This is a genomic window from Streptomyces sp. NPDC039423, from assembly GCF_055598725.1.
Map to the genome: position 1 here is coordinate 48,242 of NZ_JBVKAH010000015.1, position 21,229 is coordinate 69,470.

Annotated in this window: 20 protein-coding genes and 3 pseudogenes; 10 read left to right on the forward strand and 13 right to left on the reverse strand. The window is 68.2% G+C overall.

Translation table 11 applies throughout. The annotated features are described in order from the left end of the window. Positions 1-62: 62 nt before the first annotated feature. Positions 63-458 (forward strand): DUF6193 family natural product biosynthesis protein, encoded by a 396-nt coding sequence (locus ACZ7LK_RS31215; RefSeq protein WP_471144578.1) that lies wholly within the window; start codon positions 63-65, stop codon positions 456-458. 72 nt (positions 459-530) lie between these two features. On the opposite strand, the gene ACZ7LK_RS31220 is transcribed toward ACZ7LK_RS31215, so the two are convergent. After that, positions 531-890, reverse strand: a complete 360-nt coding sequence (locus ACZ7LK_RS31220) for a hypothetical protein (protein WP_471144563.1) — start codon at positions 888-890, stop codon at positions 531-533. Between the two features lie 60 nt (positions 891-950). Between ACZ7LK_RS31220 and ACZ7LK_RS31225 the strand changes: the two genes are divergently transcribed. Next, positions 951-1,478, forward strand: coding sequence for a hypothetical protein (locus tag ACZ7LK_RS31225; RefSeq protein WP_471144564.1), 528 nt, complete (start codon positions 951-953; stop codon positions 1,476-1,478). 1,550 nt (positions 1,479-3,028) lie between these two features. Here ACZ7LK_RS31225 and ACZ7LK_RS31230 read toward each other — a convergent pair. Further along, a pseudogene (locus ACZ7LK_RS31230) lies at positions 3,029-3,226 on the reverse strand (alpha/beta fold hydrolase); the annotation flags it as partial. A 236-nt stretch (positions 3,227-3,462) separates the two neighbouring features. On the opposite strand from ACZ7LK_RS31230, the gene ACZ7LK_RS31235 reads away from it, so the two are divergent. Both ACZ7LK_RS31235 and ACZ7LK_RS31240 read left to right on the forward strand, forming a co-directional pair. Further along, entirely contained in the window at positions 3,463-3,903 is a 441-nt protein-coding gene (locus ACZ7LK_RS31235; protein WP_471144565.1) for an ALF repeat-containing protein, read from the forward strand. A 228-nt stretch (positions 3,904-4,131) separates the two neighbouring features. Beyond that, entirely contained in the window at positions 4,132-4,911 is a 780-nt protein-coding gene (locus ACZ7LK_RS31240; RefSeq protein ID WP_471144566.1) for a hypothetical protein, read from the forward strand. On the opposite strand, the gene ACZ7LK_RS31245 is transcribed toward ACZ7LK_RS31240, so the two are convergent. Beyond that, complete coding sequence (locus ACZ7LK_RS31245; protein WP_471144579.1) at positions 4,868-5,620, reverse strand: tetratricopeptide repeat protein; 753 nt, start codon at positions 5,618-5,620, stop codon at positions 4,868-4,870. The genes ACZ7LK_RS31240 and ACZ7LK_RS31245 overlap by 44 nt on opposite strands. Between ACZ7LK_RS31245 and ACZ7LK_RS31250 the strand changes: the two genes are divergently transcribed. From ACZ7LK_RS31250 to ACZ7LK_RS31260, 3 genes are all read left to right on the forward strand, one after another. After that, positions 5,510-5,746, forward strand: coding sequence for a hypothetical protein (locus ACZ7LK_RS31250; RefSeq protein ID WP_392277573.1), 237 nt, complete (start codon positions 5,510-5,512; stop codon positions 5,744-5,746). The genes ACZ7LK_RS31245 and ACZ7LK_RS31250 overlap by 111 nt on opposite strands. Next, positions 5,746-6,018: a hypothetical protein gene (locus ACZ7LK_RS31255; RefSeq protein WP_471144567.1), complete on the forward strand. Its 273-nt coding sequence runs from the start codon at positions 5,746-5,748 to the stop codon at positions 6,016-6,018. Before ACZ7LK_RS31250 ends, ACZ7LK_RS31255 begins: the two co-directional genes overlap by 1 nt. 1,074 nt (positions 6,019-7,092) lie before the next feature. Continuing rightward, positions 7,093-7,910, forward strand: a protein-coding gene (locus tag ACZ7LK_RS31260) for an IS5 family transposase (protein ID WP_471144568.1) whose coding sequence is annotated in 2 segments (ribosomal slippage) — positions 7,093-7,435 and positions 7,435-7,910 — 819 coding nt in all. Because the reading frame shifts where the segments join, the coding sequence is not laid out codon by codon here. Here ACZ7LK_RS31260 and ACZ7LK_RS31265 read toward each other — a convergent pair. From ACZ7LK_RS31265 to ACZ7LK_RS31275, 3 genes are all read right to left on the reverse strand, one after another. Further along, positions 7,880-8,464, reverse strand: coding sequence for a hypothetical protein (locus ACZ7LK_RS31265; RefSeq protein ID WP_471144569.1), 585 nt, complete (start codon positions 8,462-8,464; stop codon positions 7,880-7,882). The genes ACZ7LK_RS31260 and ACZ7LK_RS31265 overlap by 31 nt on opposite strands. 446 nt (positions 8,465-8,910) lie before the next feature. Continuing rightward, entirely contained in the window at positions 8,911-11,838 is a 2,928-nt protein-coding gene (locus ACZ7LK_RS31270) for an ATP-binding protein (RefSeq protein ID WP_471144570.1), read from the reverse strand. A gap of 50 nt (positions 11,839-11,888) precedes the next feature. Continuing rightward, positions 11,889-12,356: a hypothetical protein gene (locus ACZ7LK_RS31275; protein ID WP_392277577.1), complete on the reverse strand. Its 468-nt coding sequence runs from the start codon at positions 12,354-12,356 to the stop codon at positions 11,889-11,891. A gap of 570 nt (positions 12,357-12,926) precedes the next feature. Between ACZ7LK_RS31275 and ACZ7LK_RS31280 the strand changes: the two are divergent. Next, positions 12,927-13,186 (forward strand): annotated as a pseudogene (locus ACZ7LK_RS31280) (transposase); the annotation flags it as partial. An 8-nt stretch (positions 13,187-13,194) separates the two neighbouring features. Here ACZ7LK_RS31280 and ACZ7LK_RS31285 read toward each other — a convergent pair. From ACZ7LK_RS31285 to ACZ7LK_RS31300, 4 genes are read right to left on the reverse strand one after another with little or no spacing between them, the layout of a single operon-like run. Beyond that, positions 13,195-14,010 carry a histidine phosphatase family protein gene (locus ACZ7LK_RS31285; RefSeq protein ID WP_471144571.1) on the reverse strand — a complete coding sequence of 272 codons (816 nt, stop codon included), beginning with the start codon at positions 14,008-14,010 and terminating at the stop codon, positions 13,195-13,197. Beyond that, the gene (locus ACZ7LK_RS31290) at positions 14,003-15,295 is read right to left on the reverse strand and encodes a glycosyltransferase family 2 protein (protein WP_471144572.1); all 1,293 of its coding nucleotides are present in this window, start codon (positions 15,293-15,295) and stop codon (positions 14,003-14,005) included. The genes ACZ7LK_RS31285 and ACZ7LK_RS31290 overlap by 8 nt, the downstream gene beginning before the upstream one ends. Then, positions 15,282-18,338 (reverse strand): trypsin-like peptidase domain-containing protein, encoded by a 3,057-nt coding sequence (locus ACZ7LK_RS31295; protein ID WP_471144573.1) that lies wholly within the window; start codon positions 18,336-18,338, stop codon positions 15,282-15,284. The genes ACZ7LK_RS31290 and ACZ7LK_RS31295 overlap by 14 nt, the downstream gene beginning before the upstream one ends. 15 nt (positions 18,339-18,353) lie before the next feature. Then, positions 18,354-18,656: a trypco2 family protein gene (locus tag ACZ7LK_RS31300; protein ID WP_471144574.1), complete on the reverse strand. Its 303-nt coding sequence runs from the start codon at positions 18,654-18,656 to the stop codon at positions 18,354-18,356. A gap of 110 nt (positions 18,657-18,766) precedes the next feature. On the opposite strand from ACZ7LK_RS31300, the gene ACZ7LK_RS31305 reads away from it, so the two are divergent. Further along, positions 18,767-19,345, forward strand: coding sequence for a hypothetical protein (locus ACZ7LK_RS31305; RefSeq protein WP_392277619.1), 579 nt, complete (start codon positions 18,767-18,769; stop codon positions 19,343-19,345). A 196-nt stretch (positions 19,346-19,541) separates the two neighbouring features. On the opposite strand, the pseudogene ACZ7LK_RS31310 reads toward ACZ7LK_RS31305, so the two are convergent. The 3 genes and pseudogenes from ACZ7LK_RS31310 to ACZ7LK_RS31320 form a co-directional block, all read right to left on the reverse strand. Continuing rightward, a pseudogene (locus ACZ7LK_RS31310) lies at positions 19,542-19,910 on the reverse strand (pyridoxal-phosphate dependent enzyme); the annotation flags it as partial. Between the two features lie 167 nt (positions 19,911-20,077). Beyond that, positions 20,078-20,452: a hypothetical protein gene (locus tag ACZ7LK_RS31315; protein WP_471144575.1), complete on the reverse strand. Its 375-nt coding sequence runs from the start codon at positions 20,450-20,452 to the stop codon at positions 20,078-20,080. A gap of 24 nt (positions 20,453-20,476) precedes the next feature. Continuing rightward, a complete protein-coding gene (locus tag ACZ7LK_RS31320) occupies positions 20,477-20,773 on the reverse strand; it encodes a hypothetical protein (RefSeq protein ID WP_392277583.1) in 297 nt (98 codons plus the stop codon). A gap of 202 nt (positions 20,774-20,975) precedes the next feature. Here ACZ7LK_RS31320 and ACZ7LK_RS31325 point away from each other — a divergent pair, with 202 nt between their 5' ends. Next, positions 20,976-21,200: a hypothetical protein gene (locus tag ACZ7LK_RS31325; RefSeq protein ID WP_471144576.1), complete on the forward strand. Its 225-nt coding sequence runs from the start codon at positions 20,976-20,978 to the stop codon at positions 21,198-21,200. The last annotated feature ends 29 nt before the right edge of the window (positions 21,201-21,229 follow it).

Sequence of the window (21,229 nt, forward strand, 5' to 3'; positions counted from 1 at the left end):
GTGGAAGAGCGAGCGGCGGCAGGGATGATGGCCTCCATGGACACGACACCATCGGCCCGCAGCTGGTCGAAGCAGGTTGGCAGAAGGTCCGCGACGACGGGCGGGTCCGTCCAGAGTTGCTCGAAGCTGCCTACGCCGAACCCCGTCTGCGCCAGCTGTTCCCGTGGACCGGAATGGGAGAGCTGCACTTCAGCCGCTGCACAGAGCAGCGCTGGACATGGGACATTCCCTACATCCAGCCCGCGGCAGGAGGCAGCTACTGGGTCTCCGGCCCTTTGCGCAGCGAGACCGTCGGGCCGGCCGCGACCCCACAGGAGGCCGTCGCGATGGTGATCGAGCGCCTCCCTCTGAACGCCGGACCTGCTTTCGTCGGGACTCCAGCAGAACTCGCAGCCCACGAAGCCAGGGCCTCGTCCACGGCCGATGGGTCCCAAAACATCGGCCACTCCGCGAACTGATCTAGTCCAACCGTCGAGGCCAGAGGCCCGGCAGCGTGTCACCCATCAGGCAACCGCATGGGGAATCAAACTTCACTGATAGCGGTCAAACTTCACTGTCACAGGACACCGACCCACAAAACAACCGCCCGTCCGCGCGCCGAACCTGGCCGGCTGACCTGATCGGGCGGGGCGGACGGCGAGGGCGAGCTCGAGGATGGCTTCGGCCGCGGTGATACCCGCGTCTCGAATCTCGGCACGCAGCGCACGGGCGACTTCGAGCGCGGGCAGCGTGCCCGTGCCGAATACGAGCGCGGCGATCCTCACTGTGAAGCTAGTGGCGCGCAGATCGAGGCCGATAAGGAGTTGCTCGGCGAGGTGGACCTCGTCCGCGGGGCCGAGGCCGGTGACGGCGAGGACGAGAGCGCGGTGGGCTTGGCTGGTGGCGTTCACGAGAACGGAAGGCACCCCCTGGACCCTTCCGTAGGCCGGGTAGAGGTAGGCGTCGACTGGGTGGAGGCATGCCAGCGCTCCTACGAGGGCGTCCGGGCCACCATGTCCGTCGGCGACCGCAACCAGCTCTCCAAGGGGGCTGCCGAGGTCCGCGACCGGTCCGCCGCCGACTTCCACAAGACCCTGTGGGACCGGCCGGACGTACGGAAGCGATGGATCCTGCGCGCCCGCAACGAGAACTCCGTCCGGGAGGTCTCCGACACCCTGGCCTGGACCGTCGCCGCCAGCCTGGACCGCTTCCTGCCCACCCACCTCCTGGGCCCCACTGTCATGGACGCGGTGCTCCACAGCTTCGCCGACGCGGTCGATATGGATCGCGACAACGCGGCACACGTGCGGGCCGGGCCGGGGAAGGAGAAGGTCTGGATGCTGTACGTCTCGCGGCCAGAAGCGGGGATGCTCGACTGGTTCATCCGCCACCACCCCGACTTCGCCCACCACTACATCGGCGAGATCACCCACAAGGCCCACCGGCGGAGGAGACCATTCGCACACTGCGCACGGCCGTCTCCATGGACGGCAAGATGAGCGACGACCGGAAAACCTTCTTCGCCCTCCTCACACCGTCGGCGAAGACCGCCTGACCCGTACCGTCCGCACGGACAGCAGGGGGCCGGAGCCAGTGCACGTGCCTCCGGCCCCCGCGCGGCTGTAACCGCGATGCGCCCACCCGAGCGGTTGCCCCCTGTTGGGGCTAACAGCAGGCAACACCCGCCGACACGTCACCCGCGGCGTGGGCGGCCACAACGAACGGTTCGAGCCGACGCCGTGCCGCTGTACGACGGCACCTATGCCGCCGAGCCCGCCGACCGCTACCCATAGCGCCAAGTTTGTCCACGGGGCGGTGCCGCTGTCGGCACCGCCCGATACTCACCACGGCGCGGCGCGTGACCGTCTGCCTGCGGCGGCTCCGATATGCCTTCTGCCGGCAGGCATTGATCCGCACTGCGGCCCTCGCCGCGCTCGTCGTCGCCACCGGCCGCACCGTAAGCGAGCTCGCCACTCTCGACCTCGCCGACCTCCAGCTCGACCACCGGCCGCCCCGCATCCTCCTCGACAGCGGCCCCCTTCCCCTCGACACCGACACCGTGCGCACCCTGCGGCGGTGGCTGGGCCAGCGCGCCGGCATCACCTCCACCCTCGAAGGCTCCGACCCCCGGCCACCCATGGGTACCCACCAAAACCGGCCGCCCCCTCGACGACCAAGTCCCGCCCGGCGCCCGCCGCGCCGCCGTACGCACCCTCCGACGCCTCGTCCTCAGCATCCTCCGCACCCCGCTACGCCCCGGCGCCCTACGCACGCTGACAACGCGGTCTCCCGGCCGGCGCGCATCCCTCCACGGCCGTCAGTCGTTGAACGGAGGGTGCACCCGCGGGCCCGGTGCCGGCCCGATCGCCGGGCCCGCCTCCCGCGCCCCCCGACGTCATCCAGCCACCCTGGGCCACTGCCCTTGACCAGCTTCGCCCAGCAGGCATGCTGACGGACAGGTACACCGGTGCCTCCATCGCGCAGAGGGGGGTGGGCAACCGTGCAGTGCCCGAAGTGCGGGGGCTCGGCGCAGCAAGGCCCCGACGGATCGTGGTCGTGCCCCCTGTGTGGGCCCGTCAGCGGCGCTATCCCGGACACCAGGCCGACGTCGCCTGCCGCACACGCCCGGTCGCCGCTACCCTCCACAGCATGACCGCACCACGCCGGCCAGAGCCGGCCTCCTGGGCCCCCGAGCCCCTCGATACCCCTACCGGCGGGGCAGGGGCGGGCAGCAGCGAGAGGGAGCTGGAGATCACGCACACCGACTGTCGTGCGTGCGGCGCCGCAGTGTCCGGCCTCAACGGCCGATACGCGTGCGGCGTGTGCGGCTGGGTGAATGCCTGGTCCGAAGGCCACTCAGCGCTGCCGACGGCGGCCGACGACTCCGGCCCCCACGCTCCCAAGGCTTAACCAGTCTGCCTCCAGACCCCTGGGCACTTCGCGGCCGTCGCTTACTGATCGTTTCAAAATGAAGTTTGGAGTCATCTCAAGCAGATCATGCTGCAGGCGAGTTGGCGCAGGTTGAGGTGGATGTCCGCGCGTACAGATGACGCTCGCTCGCGCTGTGCCCGCGCTGATCGACCGGGACGACTCGATACCGGGCAATCAGCCGCGAGGCCACCACCTCCCGCTCACCCGCATGACCGACCAAGCCGTGCAGCAGCACGACCGGATCCCCCGGCCCGCCCCGGTCCCGGCAGACAAGCCGAGCCCCGTCGCGCACCACCACACGCTCGGACCACACCACGACCGCCCCCAGGAATCGTCTTGCCCCGATCACGCCCCGACAGCCACGAGCCGCGCTCAAGGCCGCCCTTCTCGAAGGCGCGTCGACATGAAACACCGGCCACGTCCGCGGCGACGGGGCCCTGCGACCGCGGCGGGGGGACTGCCACTGTCAGACCCAGGTGGCAGCATTCCCGAAGTGAACGCCCTGAGGCGTCCTCAACTCATTTCCGTCGCGAACGAAGAGGAGCATTCCCCTTGCGACTGCATCGCGTAGCGCCCGGCATCGCCGCGGGCATCCTTGCCCCGGCCCTCCTGCTCGTCACCCCGTCCTTCGCGGCCACGGCGGCACCGACCGCGGTGACGGTGCCCGCGGTGTCCTCGTCCGCGGACGAGCCGGACGCCGACGACCTGAGGGTGGCCATAGTCCGGATCCTCGCCGACCCGGACAGCGGCCGGCGTGTGACACGAGAAGCCAACGCCCTTCTGGACGCCAACGACCCCGAGGCGATGCGCGCCTGGCTGGAGACCGGCTACCGCATCGCCCAGGCCGAGGACGACCGCGTCGCCATCGCCCGCATTCTCGCCGATTCGTCCATCAGCCCGGCCCTGCGCGCGGCAGCCAACGCCGCCCTGGACGACAACACCCCCGAAGCACTACGCCACTTCCTGGAAGTCGGCAGGTACCAGGTCGCCTGACCGGCACGGCGCCGCAGCACAGCGCGTCCCCCCGGGTGGCACCCCCTGCCGCAGGCCCGGTCGCCGCAACGCCGAGAATCCGGGCGGGGCCGCCTGCACCTCTATGTGCCGGCGTCCCCGCCCGGCAGGCCCTGTGTCGGCTCGGCACCCTCCGCAGAGCCCTGTGGTCTCGCCGCCCGGTGCGGCATGGGCCACTGACACCTCCGACAGCAGAAAGCACATTATTCGATGACCACACAACCCCTACGCACCGAGCGCAGCGGTCCGCAGACCGCTTCCGTCGGGACCGACCTGCCGTTCAAGCCTCAGCTCGTCAAAGCGGTGTTCAGGGACGTGACCTCGTTGCACGTCTCCCGGTCGGCCGCGTGGGCCGCCGCGTCGGTGACGCGGACCGTGCTGACGGAGATCATCGACGGCGCGAGAAGCGCGGCGGCCGAGGAGGCCAGGACAAGGCTGATTCCCAGGGACCTCATCTCGGCGATCGACCGGAACATCGAGGTGGAGGTGGGATCGGCGTGGTACCTGCACAGCCCGACCTTCCACGGCCTGATGGGCGAGGTGCGCAACGCCGATGGTGCGCTCGTGTCTCTTCGTGAGCGCCGCGGAGCGCGTACACCGAGTGGTGTGGCTGGCGCCCACCGGTTCGAGACTGGGGTGAGAAGGCTGCTGAAGAGCCGGGGGGTGAGGGCGGTCCCGGCGATGGTCCGCGACCTGGACGGGATCGCGAGCGTGTTCCTGACGGCCCTGGCCCGGGACGCGGCCCAGGTCGTCCGCGAGGGCGGGGTCAAGCGGTTCGGGACGGTCAGTATGGTGGTGCCGGGCGAGCCAGCCCCGGCCCCGCCGCCGCTCAACGACACCCTCCTCGCCCTCTCCACCCGCCGCGGGGACAGCCGGACTGTTGGCGGGGACGACGTCCTGGCCGCCGTCACGATGCAACTGTTCGGCGATCTCAGACAACGCGCCATCACCGAGGCAGCCGAGATGACACGGACCACGTCGGCCAACTGATCGGGACCACTCCTGCGCTCTGTTCACGTGCACGGTTCCCACGTGTGCGCGGCTCCCGAAATCTGCCGCCCGTTGTCGGCTCCGGTCGGGTCGCGAAAACGGGCTCGTCGCATGGGCGCGGATCGCTGGTCGCAGGCGGAGCGGTCCCGCCACAGGGCCTCAGCCCGCAGCGTCCAACGGACCGACGGGCATACTCCAGGTTGGAGCGGGCGGTGAGGGTGTTCGGGTGGTTGTTACCGAGCAGGCGCTCACGGTCGGCCACCACTCTCTCCAGGATCGTGATGGCCTTGTCGGTCCGACCCGCCTGCCGGTAGGAGACGGCCAGGTTGACGCGGGCGGTGAGGGTGTTCGGGGTGGTGATCAGCGGGAGTTCGCCCTCGTGGTCTAGCCAGGTGGCTCGGTGGGTCAGCCGCGGGTGGACCTGGTCCCAGGCTAGCGTGACGGCGGGTTTCCCCCGGTCGACCCCGACCGCTGCGTGCCGGGATCCACCTGGGCCCCGGGGCCCTCGACCGCCGGTTCCGCCGGAGTGGTCCCGGGCCCCCAGGGTTCGGCGATACCTTGGTGAGACACGCCCGTTCCGCGCCCTACGGAGCCCTCGATGAGCGAACAGCCGGCCCTCGCCGCCGACACCGCCCGGCAGCAGCTGGACGCTGCGGCCGCCGACGCCGTACGCGCGTACGCCGCCCGCACCCGGGCCGCCGCCGACCAGTTCGCCGGCGTCCTGGAGGACATCGCCGCGAACGGTCTGCCCTCGGTCGAGGAGTGCACCCCGTGGGAGGAGCTGCGCGAACAGCACCTCGCCCGCCTCGCCCGCCAGCGCCCGGCCGTCGCCTGATGACCCCGCAGCACGGCTTGCGCCGCGCCCGGATCGCGTTCTCCGACGCCGCCGCCAAGCAACTGGAGAACATCACCAGCGAGGCGGAGATCCACGCCCTGGACCGCGCCCTGGTCGTCGTCTCCGTCGACCCCGACGTCGGCGAGCCGATCCCCGGCGACACCGCTGGCCCCCAGCTGCGCCAGTACACCGACGACATCGAGCAGGTCCGCGTCCTGTACTTCGTCACCGCGCTGCGCACCGTCGTGGTCGTCGCCTACATCGAGGTCTGACCGGTCCAGGCCAGCGCGGCACGCTGGCCTTGCACATCACCGCGCCGCCGTCCGGCCCGGAGCCCACAGGGCCGGCGACCGCCTGCACCCCGGCCTGCAACACATAGGTGCAACAGAGCTGGCGTTGCCCCCTGACGTGCGGCAACACCCCTCTCGTCCTGACGGATCGGCACCGAGTTGTAGATCCCTCCCCCTGAGAGCGAAGCTCGCGCGGGCACGCACCACCCGCCGCCACCTGCACTGAGATCCACCCCGCCCGACCGGCGCACATGATCGTTCCCGGCGCTGTGCGGCCGTCTGTGGCGCTCTGACGTTCGAGGGGCGTTGAAGCGCCCTGCCCCACGGCGACGGCTTCACGACGGGCGCCATGCCCTCCCTCCTCGGTCGCCGCCTCTCGCCGCTCCCGCCCCCAAGCTCTGCTCAGAGGGAAGGAAACCCAACCCGCACGTAGGTACCACCTGCGTGACCAACCAATGGGGTGCAAGAGGCGTTCCCGCCAGGTCGCGACCGCCGACGGCTGTTACCGGCCGGGCGCAGCGCCTCGCTACTTGGCCGCCGACGTCCTGCTGCTCCTGGGTGGTGAGGGGTGCGAGGCGTCTGCTGCACATCCGGTGAGGAGTGCAGCGCAGCGCAGTATTCGCACGGTTTAGATGGCACACGGGTGCCGCACGGGTAGCAAGGGGCCTAACCCGAGCAGCAGGGAGGGCAGACTGGGCCACCGGGCCGCCGCCGTTTGTTCTGCTGCTCCAGAGCAAGCCGGTTCACCTGGTGCTACCGGCAGCTCCTGTCAGCCGCCCGCCTCCGGTGGCGACGTGATTCGCGTTGTTCTGCTTCTCCCAGGACGGCACCCAGGCCCAGGTCGCCGGCGCGGGTGGGACGCGCATGCTGTCCGGCGCCGAGCCGGGGGCGCTCTCGCCGAAGCGCGGCAGCGGGTTTCGCTAGCGTCCGCAGGACGTCAGGTTCTGCGGAGAGACCACCTGCACAAATCCGACGTACCGTCCCCGTTTGGCCCTGAGGTCCCCAGGGCCACGGCTTAGACCGTGTCCTACCTGGTGAGGCGTCGTTGACCTCGGTATGGGGCGGGGTACGTGGAGTTGGATTGTTCCGGACGGGCTGTGGGAGATCGCGAAGCCGCTGATCCCGCCGTCGAGGGTGCGGCCGCAGGGCGGCGGAACACAGGAAACGCCTGATGAGACGCTGTTCGCGGCCATCATCTACGTACTGGTCAGCGGCTGCGCCTGGCGCCAACTACCGCCCTGCTTCGGCATATCGAAGTCGACCGCCCACCGCCGGTTCCTGATCTGGTCGAGAGCCGGCGTCTGGGGGCGGCTGCACGAAGCTGTGCTGCACCGGCTCGACGACGCCGGCCTCATCGACGTCACCCGCGTCGTCCTCGACACCGCCCATGTCAGGGCTAAAAAGGGGGCGAACTCACAGGTCCGAGCCCCGTGGACCGGGGCAAGCCGGGTTCCAAGATGCACGTCCTGTCGGACGCGAACGGACTGCCCCTCCTCGTCGGCGTCTCGGCCGGCAACGTCCACGACAGCGAAGGGCTGAAGCCGATGGTGGAGGGTCACCAAACGAGACACGACCCCCACCGTGGCCGCCACTTCAAGCCCCAGCGCCTCCACGCAGACAAAGCCTACGACCGCGCCGACCTGCGGAAATGGTTACGTGGCAAACGCATCGGAGTACGGATCGCGCGCAAAGGCATCGAGTCCAGCGAACGATTGGGCCGCCGCCGCTGGGTCATCGAGCGGACGATGTCCTGGCTGTCCGGCTACCGACGCCTGAGCCCTCGCTACGAACGCGATCCCCCCAATTACCTGGCCTTTCTCGGACCGGCAGCCGCCCTGTGCTGCTACAAACGACTCGTCCGCCTCACCACGTAGGACACGGTCTTAGTAGGCCGCGCGTACGCTTTAGTCGGCGGCAGCGGTTCCCAAGCCTTCCGGAAACTCTCCCCTACTTTCTGGTTCTGAAGCGGGATGAACTTGCCCTTGAACAGAGGTACATCGACGATGTATGTCATGTCGCCTGTCGTGAAGATCATGTCTGAGCACGGCGGCACGCTAGGCATTCTTAGAGCGAAGAGGATCTCCTCAAGGTCGGGGTTACCCTCGGCGAGAAGTGGCACCGCGAACGTCATCTGGACGTTGGAGATGGGATCCGGTGACCTATTCATCATGTGCAGGCGGGCCTTGCCGTCGTGTTGCAGGTCCACCCAGTAGGAGATCAGGTCAGCCTGGGCCCGCTCTTTCTCCTCGGCGACTTGTCGCGACTGATCGAGCTGGTCATCTGCCACCATGGCGCTGAACAACGTCGCTACGCCCGTAGTGATGAGGCCAGCGATGCTTGCTATGATCGTGACGATCACGCCGATTTTCACCGCGAGAGGTGAATGCTGCCCTTCTTTCCCAATTTCTTGCCCAATTGTCTCTGCCATCTCTTGATCGTGCGAGAGCCGCCTACATGTGCGGGCGGGACATCCCGGACACGTACGCCTTGAGCCCGTACCGGGTTAACCTGCCACTCGGCCCGATCGTCGTCCCAGCCGGTGGGGGAGCGGGCGCCTTGCGCTTCGCGCGGGCGCTCTGGTCCCCGCCAATCAGGTGCCGGTTAGTCGACGGCCGCGCGCATTCCAGCTTGGCCACGTCGGCCTACGGGGGGCCGTAGGCACGGCAGTAGGTATTGGGGGGGTGAGGAACATCAGAACGACACCCGGACGAACGCGCGGGCGGCGTCCAAGCCGGAGGCGGTGAAGGCCCAGTCAGTTCCGGGTGGCCCGGACGGCGGCTTTGTCGTAGAAGAGCAAGACAGCGACACCATCGGTGTACGGGTGCCCAGTGCAGCAAGGCGGGACGGTGAGTTAGGGTGCGGACCTTACGGTGCTCAGCCGAACCGGCGGGATCGTGATCGCCCCTCAGCCTCCGGCAAGAGCTCTGCGAAGGTGGCTCTGACTTCCCGCGCGGTGTCGGTGAAAGTCTCCGGATCGGCGGCGGCGAGGCGCTGGTAGATGACCATGCTCTCCGAGAGAGTGTTCAGGACTTCCGACATGTCGTCATGCATGTTGTATTTCGACAAGCTCAAGGCGTACAGGGCTTGGGCGAGGCGCGGCAGGTGGGCAGCCGGGTCCGCTCCGGCTAGGCGTCTGCGGATGTCGACGGCTTCCTCGACGGCAAACCGGGCCTCCGGTTCCCGGTTGCACCCGGAGAGCATCATGCCTTGGTCGAACAGGGCATGTGCGAGTCCCGCTTCGTGCGCCGCAGGATCGACCGCGACCAGCCGACGACATATGGCCACCGTCTCCATGGTGATCGGCAGGGCCTCGGCGTAGCGTTCCTCGGACTGCAGCAGGGTGCTGAGGCGGCCCAGGACGGTCGCCAGGCGCTCATCGTGGGCTGTGGGGTTCCCGGCGGCGAGCTTGCGGTAGAGGCCGGCCGATTCCTCAGTGGCCGCGTAGGCCTGGGCCTGGTGCCCCGCAGCTACTTCGCAGGTGCCCAGGTTGAACAGAGCCATGGCGAGCCCCTGCTCGTTGGCAAGGCTCCATTTGAGGACGAGCCGACGCCATAGGGTCACGGACTCCTCGGCGGCGGCGAGGGCCTCGGCGGGCCGATCGGCCTTGAACAGGTGGCTGGCGTAGTTGTTCAGTGCCATCGCGAGGTCGAAGGTGTGGGCTGCCGGATTGACCTCTACGGCCTTTCGGAACCCGATCACGGCTGTCTCGGTCGCGGCAAGGGCCTCCTTCATACGTCCCTGATCTGCAAGACGTGCGCCGAGGTTGAGCTGAGAGGTGGCGTTCTCACTCACATAGATACGGACGCCGCTGGCGGCCAGGCGATCCTCGATGGCGGTGGATTCCTCTGCGGCGGCAAGGGCATCGGCCCCCCTGCCCACTTCGTACAGCCTTGTGGCGAGGTTGCTCAGAGCCTGTGCCAGACGCCGCTCGTCGTTGGAGGTGGCATCGTCGCCGTCGATCAGTCGGCGGTTCAGTGCGACGGCCTCCTCGGCCGTCTCCAGCGCCTCCGCTCGCAGTCCGAGCTCTGCGAGGTAACCGCCGTACAAGTTCAGCGAGGAAGCGAGAAGAGGCATGTTGAAGAACGGGTCGTCATCGGCGATATGGCGCCAGATCTCCACTCCGTCACGGGCCATGTCGGCGGCCCGCTCGTGGAAGCCGGCGCAGTGCAGCCGCTCGGCGAGCTCGGTTCGGTACATGGCGTGCAGGCGGAGGTTGTCGGTGCGTTCGATACGCAGCCCGATGACGCGGTGCGTGATGGCGGCGATGCCCCCGGCGAGGTCTGCGTGCGGTCCGTTGGGCAGCAGGGTCTCAATGGCCTCCAGAGCGTCGGTGTCGGCGCTCTCCTGCATGGCGAGTGCGAGCAGAGCGGCGTTGCCGGCCTGGACGGCCAGCTGGGGGTGTTGCTTCAGCAGCGGATAGAGGTACTCGGCTCCGACATGCGGCCATCGTTCCGCTGCCGCCGTCAGGGTGGGGATGGCGCGGGCGAGGTAGGGCGGAGGGCCGGCCTCGCCCACCGTGGGTACGTTCCCGGTGGGGCCCCAAGTCCGCGCCATGGGCGCGGCCCCTGCGGTTTGTACGGTTTCTGCGGTAAGTGCGGTCTCTGTGGTGGCCGGGGCCCAGGGGGCGGCCGGGTAGTCAGCGGTATGCCCGGGCAGGGTCAGGGCGAGGAAGTCCTCGGCGAGGCGGTCGGGGTAGAGCGGTTCCAGAACGGTGGGGATCGTGGGGTTAGCGGGCGGATAGCAGACGCCGTGATCGGCGAGGATCTGCGGCGCATCAAGCTCCAAGCCGAGGTCACGCAGCATCGCCGCGCCGGTCGGTGCGGGGACGGCGCCCGTCAGGGCAGCGGCGAACACCACCTGGTTCATCACCTGCGGTGAGGTCCGGTAGGTACGCTCCGCCGGGTTCAACTCATGGGTGCCGTCACCGTGCAGGCGCGCCCAGTGCAGGTGTTCACGGTCGAGGAGGTAGATGGTAAGGCCCGCCATGTCCGACGGCAGACGGCTGCCGGTGGCTCGCGCGTCGACAGCGACCAGGGCAGCCATGTGGACGGCGAGGGTCAACCCGAAGTCCTCGTGGTCCAGGGAGGCGGGCGGCGGGATGTCGCTGGGATCGGCGATCCCGTAGAAGGCCGCGAAGCTGCTCCGCGCCGCATCGTACATCTCGGCGCGTTGCTCAGAGCCGTCGGAGGAGAGCGGTGCGAGTTGGTGGGTGGAGGTACTCGCCTCGTGATTGGCCAGGGTGGCGCGTACGGCGGGCCATGTGTCGCCGGTGCGGGCGAGGAGCAGGATGCGTGTCGGCATGCCGGTTCGGTGGAGCAAGGCGTTGCTGAACAGCCAGGTCAGATGGGTTAGCGGCCAGCGGTCGGCGTAGTCGACGATGAGGAGCACGCCGCGGGCGTGGCGCAGTCGGAGGTCCTGGCTCCCCGGTGGCGGGTGGACGGAGCCGGGGCCGTGGGTCGCCGTGATGACGGTCCAACCCTGGTCGGCGGACCGGGCGGCGAATTCCGCGGCAAGCCGGGTCTTGCCCTGCCCGCCGGGCCCGTACAGCCATCGCGCTGCCAGGCGCGGACGGCTGTCGCGCCACTGGTGCAGCTGGGCCAGGTCTTCCTCGCGGCCGGTGAAGTCCGCCACCTCATAGCGTGCGTTGAGCATGCGGCTGGGTGACTCCAGCAACCAGTCCGGCTCCGGGGTCCGGGGCACGCGCCAAAGCTCCAGCAAATACAGAGGGGTGCCGTCCCCGAAGACGTGGATGTCCGCACCGATCACCCCGTAGGCGAAGCCGCCCTCCGCACGTACTGTCAATTGGGGGCCATACGCTTCTTCCGGCTCCTCTCGCGCTTCAGCTGACCGACTCACTCGGCACCCCCAGTGTTGACGACAGAATTCGACCCAGGAGCGGCTGGCCGCACCGGTCCAGGGCCTGAGAAGTTATCGATGTGAACGCCGCTGCCGGGACCCACGGCTGCCGCAGCAATTCCACCGTGAGCAATAACGTGCACTATCCATTGCTGCTGGACAGGTGGAAGCTGCTGCTGCACCTCGCGGACTAGGGACTCCAGATCGTCAGCAGCATCCGGGTGATCATGTAGCAGATCTTCCAGGTCATCCCTCCAACGTGTGATCTGGTTCTGACGGGCAGTTCCGGAGTCTTCGGCGCGCGTCACGCGGGCAAGGCTTCTGTCTAGCTCAGCCTCGACCTCCTGCGGAGAACGGCCACGACGTTGAAATAGCTGCACGGTCCAGGTGCGGGCTGTTTCCCAGGTACTGGTGGCCATGGCGCCCACGATGGTCGTCGCGGCGGTCATGGCCAGGGCTGCCATCGCCGGATCCACGGGCATCGTCGATACTCCCTTGCTCGTCGGAGGTTGTTCCCTGAACTAGCTACGCCCAGGAGGGCAGCCTTAGGGATGACGGCCGGACCGGGCCCGGTGTCGCACAGCAGCGTGAAGCCCAAGAGGGCCCCACCTCGTTTGCCCGCCATGAGCTCCAGTTCGTCATCGACCACCTTCAACGCTCTGCATTGGCTGCCGATCCATGGCCGCATCATGCCGGAGAGCCGATGCTCGCGAGGGGTATTACGCCGAAGACCTCTCCACCGAGGCATTCCATGCTGCCGCGCCGCCGGGTGGACCTGTACGCCGACATCTGCTCGGCCCACAGACACCCCTTCGTGCACGGCGAGCCATCGTTTGCCGAGCAGGAAGGGCAACCTGTCGATCACCCCCTCGACCCACGGGTTCGCAGTCCTACGACCTGCAGGAAACGCGTGCAGCAGTGCATAGAAGGAATCCAACGTGGCAGCGCTGGAGGGCCGGTCCTCCAGGCCGGGGCGCGCGGAGGGTGCGGTACGCATCTGCGCCGCGAGCTTGTGTGGAGGTGTCCGCGCAGGGCGTCTTCTGCTTGCCGGTCGGGGGCCGGGAGCGCGACTCGGTCAACATGCGGGCCCTGAAAAGGGGGACCTGACCGGTCCGAATCCTGTGGACCCGGGCAAGGAACGCTCGATGCACCGCTGGACCATCGAGCGCACCACATGGCCTGGCTCGCTGGCTGCCGCCGTCTCCACCGACGCTACGAACGCAAAGCCGACCACTTCCTCGCCTTCACCAGCATCGCCTGCACCCTCATCTGCTACCGCAGACTCACCAAATGAGATGACGTCTAACTCTCTGCCTGCAGGCAGTCCACTATGTTGACCTGGGCGAGGAGTCGCTGTGCCGAGTAGCGCCGCCTTGGCGTGAGCGGGGTCATCGCTTCGCCGGCCGGGTCGCGCCAGGGGCAGTACGTGCGGTGCCAGGCGAAGCGGGCGAGGAGCTCCCCGGTGTCGGGGTTGCGGCGGGAGTAGTGGATGATGCCGCAGTTCGGGGTCTGCGGTTCGGCCACGTACTGAGCGCGCCAGCTCGACGGGTCGAGCCCGGCGGCGAGGTAGCTGAAGGCCCACAGTGTGTCGGCGTGGGTGACGACTACGGCTGCTGACGAGGGAGTGGCGAGGATCCGGTTCAGCGGGAGGGACACCCGTCGGACCAACATCGCCATCGACTCGCCGGCCGGAGGCGCCCAGTCGAAGGGGTGCTCGCTCTGCCGGCCTAGTTCGCGGGCGTGGAAGCCGGGATCGCGGTTCTCCCAGTCGCCCCATTCACGTTCTCGTGCATCCGGCTCGATCTCCCAGTCGAGCTCTGGGAGGCCGAGCATCGCGGCGGTCTCCATGGCCCGCAGATGGGGAGAGGTCACAGCGAGCGTGTCGGGAAGGCGCTGTGCGAGCTCGGCTCGGATCCAGGCCCCGGCCGCAGCGGCCTGGCGCACTCCCTCCGAAGTAAGTCGCCAGATCCAGTGCGGCCGCCGTTGGACAAGGGCCGCGTAGTCATGGGACGGAGGCAATCTGGCTGCGGCGTTGCCCTCGCTCTCGGCATGGCGGATCAGAAAGAGGTCCTCTATCGAGCCGGGTGGCAACGGCACCGGCCGGCCCGCCTCAGTCATGTGCGGAAGGGAGAGAGCAGGAGGCAGCCTGCTGGAGGAGGACGGAAGTGCTCGGCTCGTAACCGGTCTTCCAGAGGTCGGCCAGGACGAGCATGCCAGTGTGCAGGTCTCCGGTATCCAGCATCGGCAGGTGTTTGCGCATGATCTGCTGGACCAGCTGGGGACGGATGTGGTTGCTCACAGAGAAGGACATCGAGTCGGCACGCCTGCGGTAGTAGTGCCCGGTCATAGGGATCACGTCACCGTGAAAGCCGGCCCGGTGCAGGGCCACCTGGAGCTCCCACTCGCAGTAGTAACGGAACTTCGGGTCGTATCCGCCGACCTCCAGCAGTGCCTCCTTCCTGAACATTCCCGGCGCCTTTCCATCAGTGTGCAGGAAGAGACTGAGCTCGGGGATGAAGCCGGCCGGCACGTAGGTGAGGTTCAGCAGCCCGATGTACTCGGAGTAGCCGACCACATAGGCCAGATCAGGCTCTCCATCCAGCGCTCTGCGCGCGGCGGCCAGGAAACCCGGCTTCATCATGTCGTCCGCGTCGAGGGGCACGACGTAGTCACCAGTGCAGAGCCGGATCCCGGTGTTGCGCGTCGCGCTGAGGCCCTGTTCGGCCTGGTCGATCTTCACTACGCCGGAGAGCCCGGCGAACGTCTCGTTGGTCGCGGCGTCGGTGGAGCCGTCGTTCACCACGACGATCTCCGCCTCCGGAAGGTCACGGCTGACGGAGTCGATCGCCTCCTGGACGAATTCACCCTGATTGAACAGCGAAATGATTACCGAGATCCGGGACGGTTTGCCGGCCTCGTCAAGGAGCTTCGGGTGATGCTGCCGGACCTGCAGCTCCGCCCATCTCCGGTAGGCCTCGGGCATGGTGACCGGCCGGTCGTCGGCGGGCGGCTCGGTGTCGAGCAGCTCGAGGGTGGCGGATCGGAATCTGCCCAGCAGCCGACGGGCCCGGACGACGGTGAGTGCGGCCTCCGGGCAGCCGATGAAAACCAGCGTGACCGGAACCTCGTCCCAGCCGAGGGAGACCAGGGTGTCGAAGACCCTGTGCGCGTCCGCCTGCGCGTCGCAGAAGTACCAGCGGTCGGGTTTGCCCTCTTCCAGGTCCAGGACCGTTACGGCCGGGAGCAGACCAAGCGCCTGGCGAGGGGTGCGGTCGAGGAGCAAAGCGACGCGTGATCCGGTCGATGTACGCAGGTTCGCTGCGTCAACGGCCTGCTTGACCTGCCGCTCGGTGGCGCGCGGGGCGCATACGATCAGCTGCGGGCGATCGTCACTCGGTAACAAGACGTCTCCTGGCCTCATGGATCCAGAGTGGTGTGTACCCTTCACCAGCGCGTTCGGCGAATGCCTCGATCTGGGCTCGGAGGCCGACCGTACAGTCACCGGGGGAGGCTCTGCCGCGGAGGACGCTCAGCCGGCAGGTCCACACGGGGTCGTCCTCCTGCGTGAACAGGGCGCTCGCCTTGTCGAGCTGGTCGAATGCCGCGTACCGGTCCCGGCGGGCAAGCGCCGCGAGCGCCATGCTGTAGTGGAGCCGAGCGTGCGAACGCCTGTCCTTCACTGCCTTGAGCGCCTCGTGTGCGGCGGCGAAGAGCGTATCGGCCTCGTCCAACTGCCCAAGACAGCGCAGCGCGACAGCCCTGCTGCGCAGCACCTGTGCCCGGCCCGCCGGATCCGCGATCGCCCGGAAGAGGTCATCACACTGTTCGAGGAGGGCGAACGCCGGCTCCCATGCCGATCTCCGGATGGCGAGCCGGGCCTGGGCAAGCAGGACGATGGCGATCCACTTCCTGTCGCCGGCCGCCCGCATGAGCTCGACGGAACGTCCCAGGACGACCTCGGCCTCGTCGTAGCGGCCCAGGTAGAGGTGGAGGATCCCCCGCGTGTGCAGGCCTCGGCCGAGGGCGGTGGCGTCCTCCATCCGTTCGAAGGTGGCCAGGCATTGCGTCAGCAGGTCATCGGCCTCGCGGAGCCGGCCCAGATCGCGGAGGACGACCGCGAGGTTCTGCTGCGCCGAGGCCGTCAGCAGGGTCGGCAGCGGACCGTCCCGGTCGGGCAGCGCGGCGAATTCCTCGATACTGCGGGTCAGGCTCCGGTGTGCCGCGTGGAGCATGCCGCCGTCCCGTTGGACCACACCGGTGATGAGGTCGAGATGGCACACCCAGCGTGCCTCGCTTCGTGCGCTGCGGGCCGCGCGCTGCCTGGCCAGTTCCTCGACCGCCTCGGCGTACCGGCCCTCGAAATGCAGCAGGCTGTTGAGGTGGAACCGGGTTTCGAGCTCGGCTTCCTCGTCGCCTGCAAGCTGCGCGGCGGACAGCGCGAGGTCCTTCACCTCCTGGGATTCCGGACCGTGGTGGGAGAGAATGAAGACCGCGTGCAGGATGTCCGCGAGCCCCCACACGTAACGCAGGTGCCGCTCGGCGTAGGCGTGCTTGACCTCGGCGACGAGGTCCGCGCGCTCTTCCACCAACCAGTCCATCGCGTCGGGCGGCAGCGTCAGATGCTCGACCGGGACGCTCCAGATCTGCGGGACGGTCCGGGCAAAGTCGAAGTTCCCCGTGATCGGGTGGCCGCTCGAGTACAGCAGTGCCAGCGACAGGTAGCCGCTGAGCATCCGCTCCTCGGCCGCAGCCCGTTCCGCCGCGGGAACATCCGACCGCAGCAGCTCCTTGGCGTAGAGCCGGACCAGGTCGTGGAAGACGTAGCGGAGCGTGCCGCCGGCATCCGTGCCGGCGGCACGCAGGAGCTGGGCGTCGACGAGCTCTTCGAGCAGCTCCTCCGCATCGAAGAGGTCCGCGTCCAGGAGGGCTGCGGCCATCCAGGGTGCGATACGGATGGCGGCCACCGAACCGAGCAACGCGAACAGCCTCCGGGCCTCCGGGCCCAGCACGTCACGACTGCTCTCGAACACGGGCCGCACCGCCAAGTCGTCGCGTTCGAGCAGGGCGAGCCTGCGGTTCTCATCGGCCAGGCGGACGTTGAGCCGTCCGACGCTCCATTGCGGTCGGGAGCGGAGCAGTGCCCCGGCGATGCGCAGGGCCAGTGGAAGCCGGCCACAGAGCCTGACCAGTTCGAGCAGGTCTGCGTCCTCCGCGCGTTCGGTCATCTTCCGGATCAGGGCCACGGCCGAGGCTGTGTCCAGGACGTCCAGTTCCACGAACTCGGCGTCGAGGGTGGGCAGCGACGACCGTGAGGTCACAAACACGGCGGAATCGCAGGGTCCGGGCAGCAGTTCGCGCACCTGGGCGGCAGAGCCGGCGTTGTCGAGGACGATCACATGCCTGCCGGATCTGATCGCCTCGCGACAGGCGGCGTACCGGGCAGCGGCGTCGCCCGGTACGCCCTGGTCGGGAGCGAGCGTTTCGAGGATGCGTGCTGCCGCCTGTTCGGCGGACGTTCTGTTGTCGGAGTACCCCTGGAGATCGATGTGGCAGGAGCCGTCCGGGTAGGTGGTGGAGAGGCGGTGAGCCGCCTGTGCCGCGAGTTCCGACTTCCCGACGCCCGGCTGCCCCCAGACGACCACCGCGCGCCGCTGATCCAGGAGTCCGACCGCCCGGCGCAGGTCTTCCTCGCGTCCGGTGAAGTCGCTGCGCGGTACCGGGAGACGGGCCGCCGTTTTCGGCTTCCTGCCGGGGTCCGCCTCGGTCGGTTTCAGCGTCACCAGCTCGGAGGGGTCGTCGATGCCCAGCAGCCGCCAGAACCGGAGCCTGGTCGCCTCCTCCGCCCGTCGTATCCGGTCGAGCGGAGCCACCGTGAGACTCGCATCCCCCTCAGCCAGGTGGTGCTCGCTGACGATGCCCACGAGAACGCCGCCAGCGAACACCGCAGCGCCCGACATTCCCGCCCATGCCGACTCCGGCAGGGCGCCCCCGATCTCGCGCGGGCGGCTGTCGGCATGGAGCGTGAGGTAGCCCGACACCATGCCCTCCGCAGTCGGGATGTAGCCGTCCACCTGGGCGGAGTCCCGGACCTTCCGCCCCCTGCGGACAGCCTCCTTGAAGCGGGGGAACCCGATGGCCCGGATGCCGGCGACACGACCAGGCGTCTCCCGGTCCACTACTCCGAAGGCGGGCCGGTGCCCGACCGGCAGGCCGGCCTCGACCTCCAGAAGTGCCAGATCGATGTCGGGCGGGGTGGTCAGGAGGACTCCGACGTCATGCTCGGTCGTCCCCATGCTGCGGACGGAGACAGCGACGGCGCCTTCCACGACGTGCGCGGCGGTGAGCACGGTCCGCTGATCGATGAGATAGCCCGATCCGACTGACCACCGCTCGGCCGATGCGGCTCCGCGGTCGCCGATGACCTCGACAACGTTCGCAAGATGCACGGTCACCCCGCGCCGTCACGGACGTTCGCTGGAGCCGCGATGGACCTGGATCGGCGTCGTTCCGTCCTTGCCCACGGGCTCCAGTGTCAGCGTGACCTTCTGGATCGACTCGTGAGCGTACTTTCCGTCCGCTCCCGCCTCGATCACCCAAAATTTGGCCTTTCCCTGAAGGCCGGCTTCGCGCCTGACGCAGAGCTGGAGCTCCACTTGGATCGGCCCCACAAAAAATCGCAGGTCCTGACCGTCCGAGCTCGCTGTCGACGCTTCGAGTTCGAGCCGTAACGCCTCGATGGTCTCAGCAAGACCGAGTTCCTGCACGTGGGCCTCCGGTTTCGTTCCGAGGAGAAACAGTCTCCCAGTACCGCTGCCCAATGGGAAGCGGCACTGGGGGCCTTGACCGGCCCATGACGCCTGCCTAGCTTCGATGCATGTCCCTTGAGGAGCGAACCGAACAGCAGTCCAACAATCTCGGCAAATGGGATGACTGGTACCGTGATCTCTCCCTCGCGGCGGGCCCTGGACTCTACAGTGAGCCGACCACCTACCTCATCGCGGCGGCGTTCCTCGCGGACGTCGATGAGGTCGAGGACTGGGGGTGCGGTCGGGGCGGGTTCCGCAGGTTCAACGTGAGCGGTGGGTACAAGGGCATTGACGGCAGTCGGACGCCGTTCGCCGACGAGGTCGAGGACCTGCGCGCGTACAGGTCGGCCAGCCCGGGAATCCTCATGCGGCACGTGATCGAGCACAACTACGACTGGGAGAAGGTTCTCACGGGCGCTGTGGAGTCCTTCCGGAAGAAGTTCTGCCTCGTCCTGTTCACTCCGTTCACCGAGAAGACCTGCGAGATTGCGCACAATCGGGAGCTCGGTGTCGACGTTCCCGATCTTTCCTTCGCCCGCGAAGACATCGAACGCCATTTCGCCGGGCTCCGCTGGAAGTTGATGGCGAACCTTCCCAGCTCCGCACAGTACGGAGTGGAACACGTCTACTTGGTCTGGCGCGCATAGCGTCGCCGTTTCAAAATCGCCAGGTCCGCGAGCCCAGTGCAGGACCGGTCGGCGTTCACCTGGACACTGACCCGACACGGCCGAGTTCGGCGCCGTCCGTACCGGCGAGCTGTGCCCCGGGCCGGGACGGCGAGACCGCCAGGTCTACGCGAGCCGCTACCTGTTCTCGGACCCCGGGGAGAGGCTGATCCAAAGCCATTTTCACTTGCGGGGCGGTGGTGGGGAGGAAGACGGTGGCGTGTACGCCTTGCTGTTGGGCGGCCCATGCGCAGGCCAGTCCGGCGTTGCCGCCCGAGGCGATGGTGATGCCGGCGTCCGGCAGGGTGCCCGCGTCGCGGTGGGCCTGGATGAAGTTCTGCGCGCCGCGGGCTTTGAAGGAGCCGGTGTGCTGCATGAACTCCAGGGCCAGCCACACCTCGCAGGGTTGCTCGGGGCTCTCGTCGAGGGGGTCGGTGTGGCCGGTGCGGATCGCACCCGGGTCGAGGGGGGTCAGGGTGATGGGGCGGATGCGTCCCGAGATGCGGTCGGTGGCGGCCTTGATGCCGCCGTAGGTGAGCTGGTGCACGTGGTTGCTCCTGCAGTTGAGGGGTTATGACCAGGCGATGAGCTGGCCGGTGGTGGTCAGGCCCAGGAAGAAGGCGAACGCGATGCGGCGCCCGGTTGGGTTCGGTTCGACGGCGTGGAAGTTGGCGGGGTTGAACAGCAGTGCGTCGCCGAGCTGGGGTTCGAGGGTTACCCGCTGGCAGTGCTGGACCGTTTGGGGCTGGTAGCCGTACGTGTGGCGGTGGTGCTCGTCGGTCGGCTCCCAGCGGTGGCGCCATACGGTGGTCGCCCCGCCGGTGGCCGCACCGCGCCCCAGACGTTGAAGGCGAGCTGCGTTACGAGTCCCTGGTCGAACAGGCCGGTGGGGAACTCGCGGTTGATGTCGTCGTAGTGGATCAGGGTCCCGGCGTTGATCTCGCGTGGGGTGTCGCTGAAGACGGCCCGGTCGCCGATGGTGGCCGGGGTGATGGCGGGCCCGTCTGCGGAGCCGAGACGGGCCATGGACGGATACGAACGCAAGTCGAGCCACTTCCTGGCCTTCACCAGCATCGTCTGCACCCTCATTTGCCACCGGGACTAGGCCGTGTTTTAGGTAGCGCGGGCGGCCAGCCACTTGGTGAGGTCGCCCGCGATGCGGTCGTTGCTGGTCTCGACGGTCACGTCGTGTTCGCGGCGGGCGGTGTCGCGGCGGACGACCTCGTATCCGCCCTCGTCCAGCACGGCGACGGAGGCAAACCAGACCGGGTCGTCCTGGTCAGGCTGGATCACGACGAACGTGTTGTCCGAGTCGTTCAGGTCGTCGATCAGCATGAACAGAGCGTCCTCGGACGGGTCGTCGACGTGGTCACCGTTCTCGCTGTCGGCGCAGTAGTACCTGGCGGCCACCGTAGCCCTCCCATGATCATCACGGCGCAAGGCGTGGACCGGAACCCCGATGTAAAACACGGCCTAGACGAGATAACCGCCGACTCCCCGCCGCCCACCTGCATCTGCAGACCGCGAACTACTGATGGTTCCGTGACCCGCACAAGGCCCAGTGCCTGAAACTGGCGGGCACCCCGGACGCGCCGCAGCCACTGGGCACGATGTGCGACTCTGCACGCTGCACCTCGGCGAGGAGTTCGAGGGTCGCCTGAAGGCCCTGCGGGAGGCGGGCGAGGCCCCTGACCCCCGGACCGCTCAGATCGAACGGCTCAAGGCCCAGGTCGCCGAGCTCAAGGAACGGCTCGCGAAGCTGGGCAAGGCGCTAGGGGGCGTCTTCAAAGGTGATCAGGTGATGAGGGATCATGCTTGTCGTGGTGCGTCGTCATGAGCTTTCGGATGCTGAGTGGGCTGTGCTGT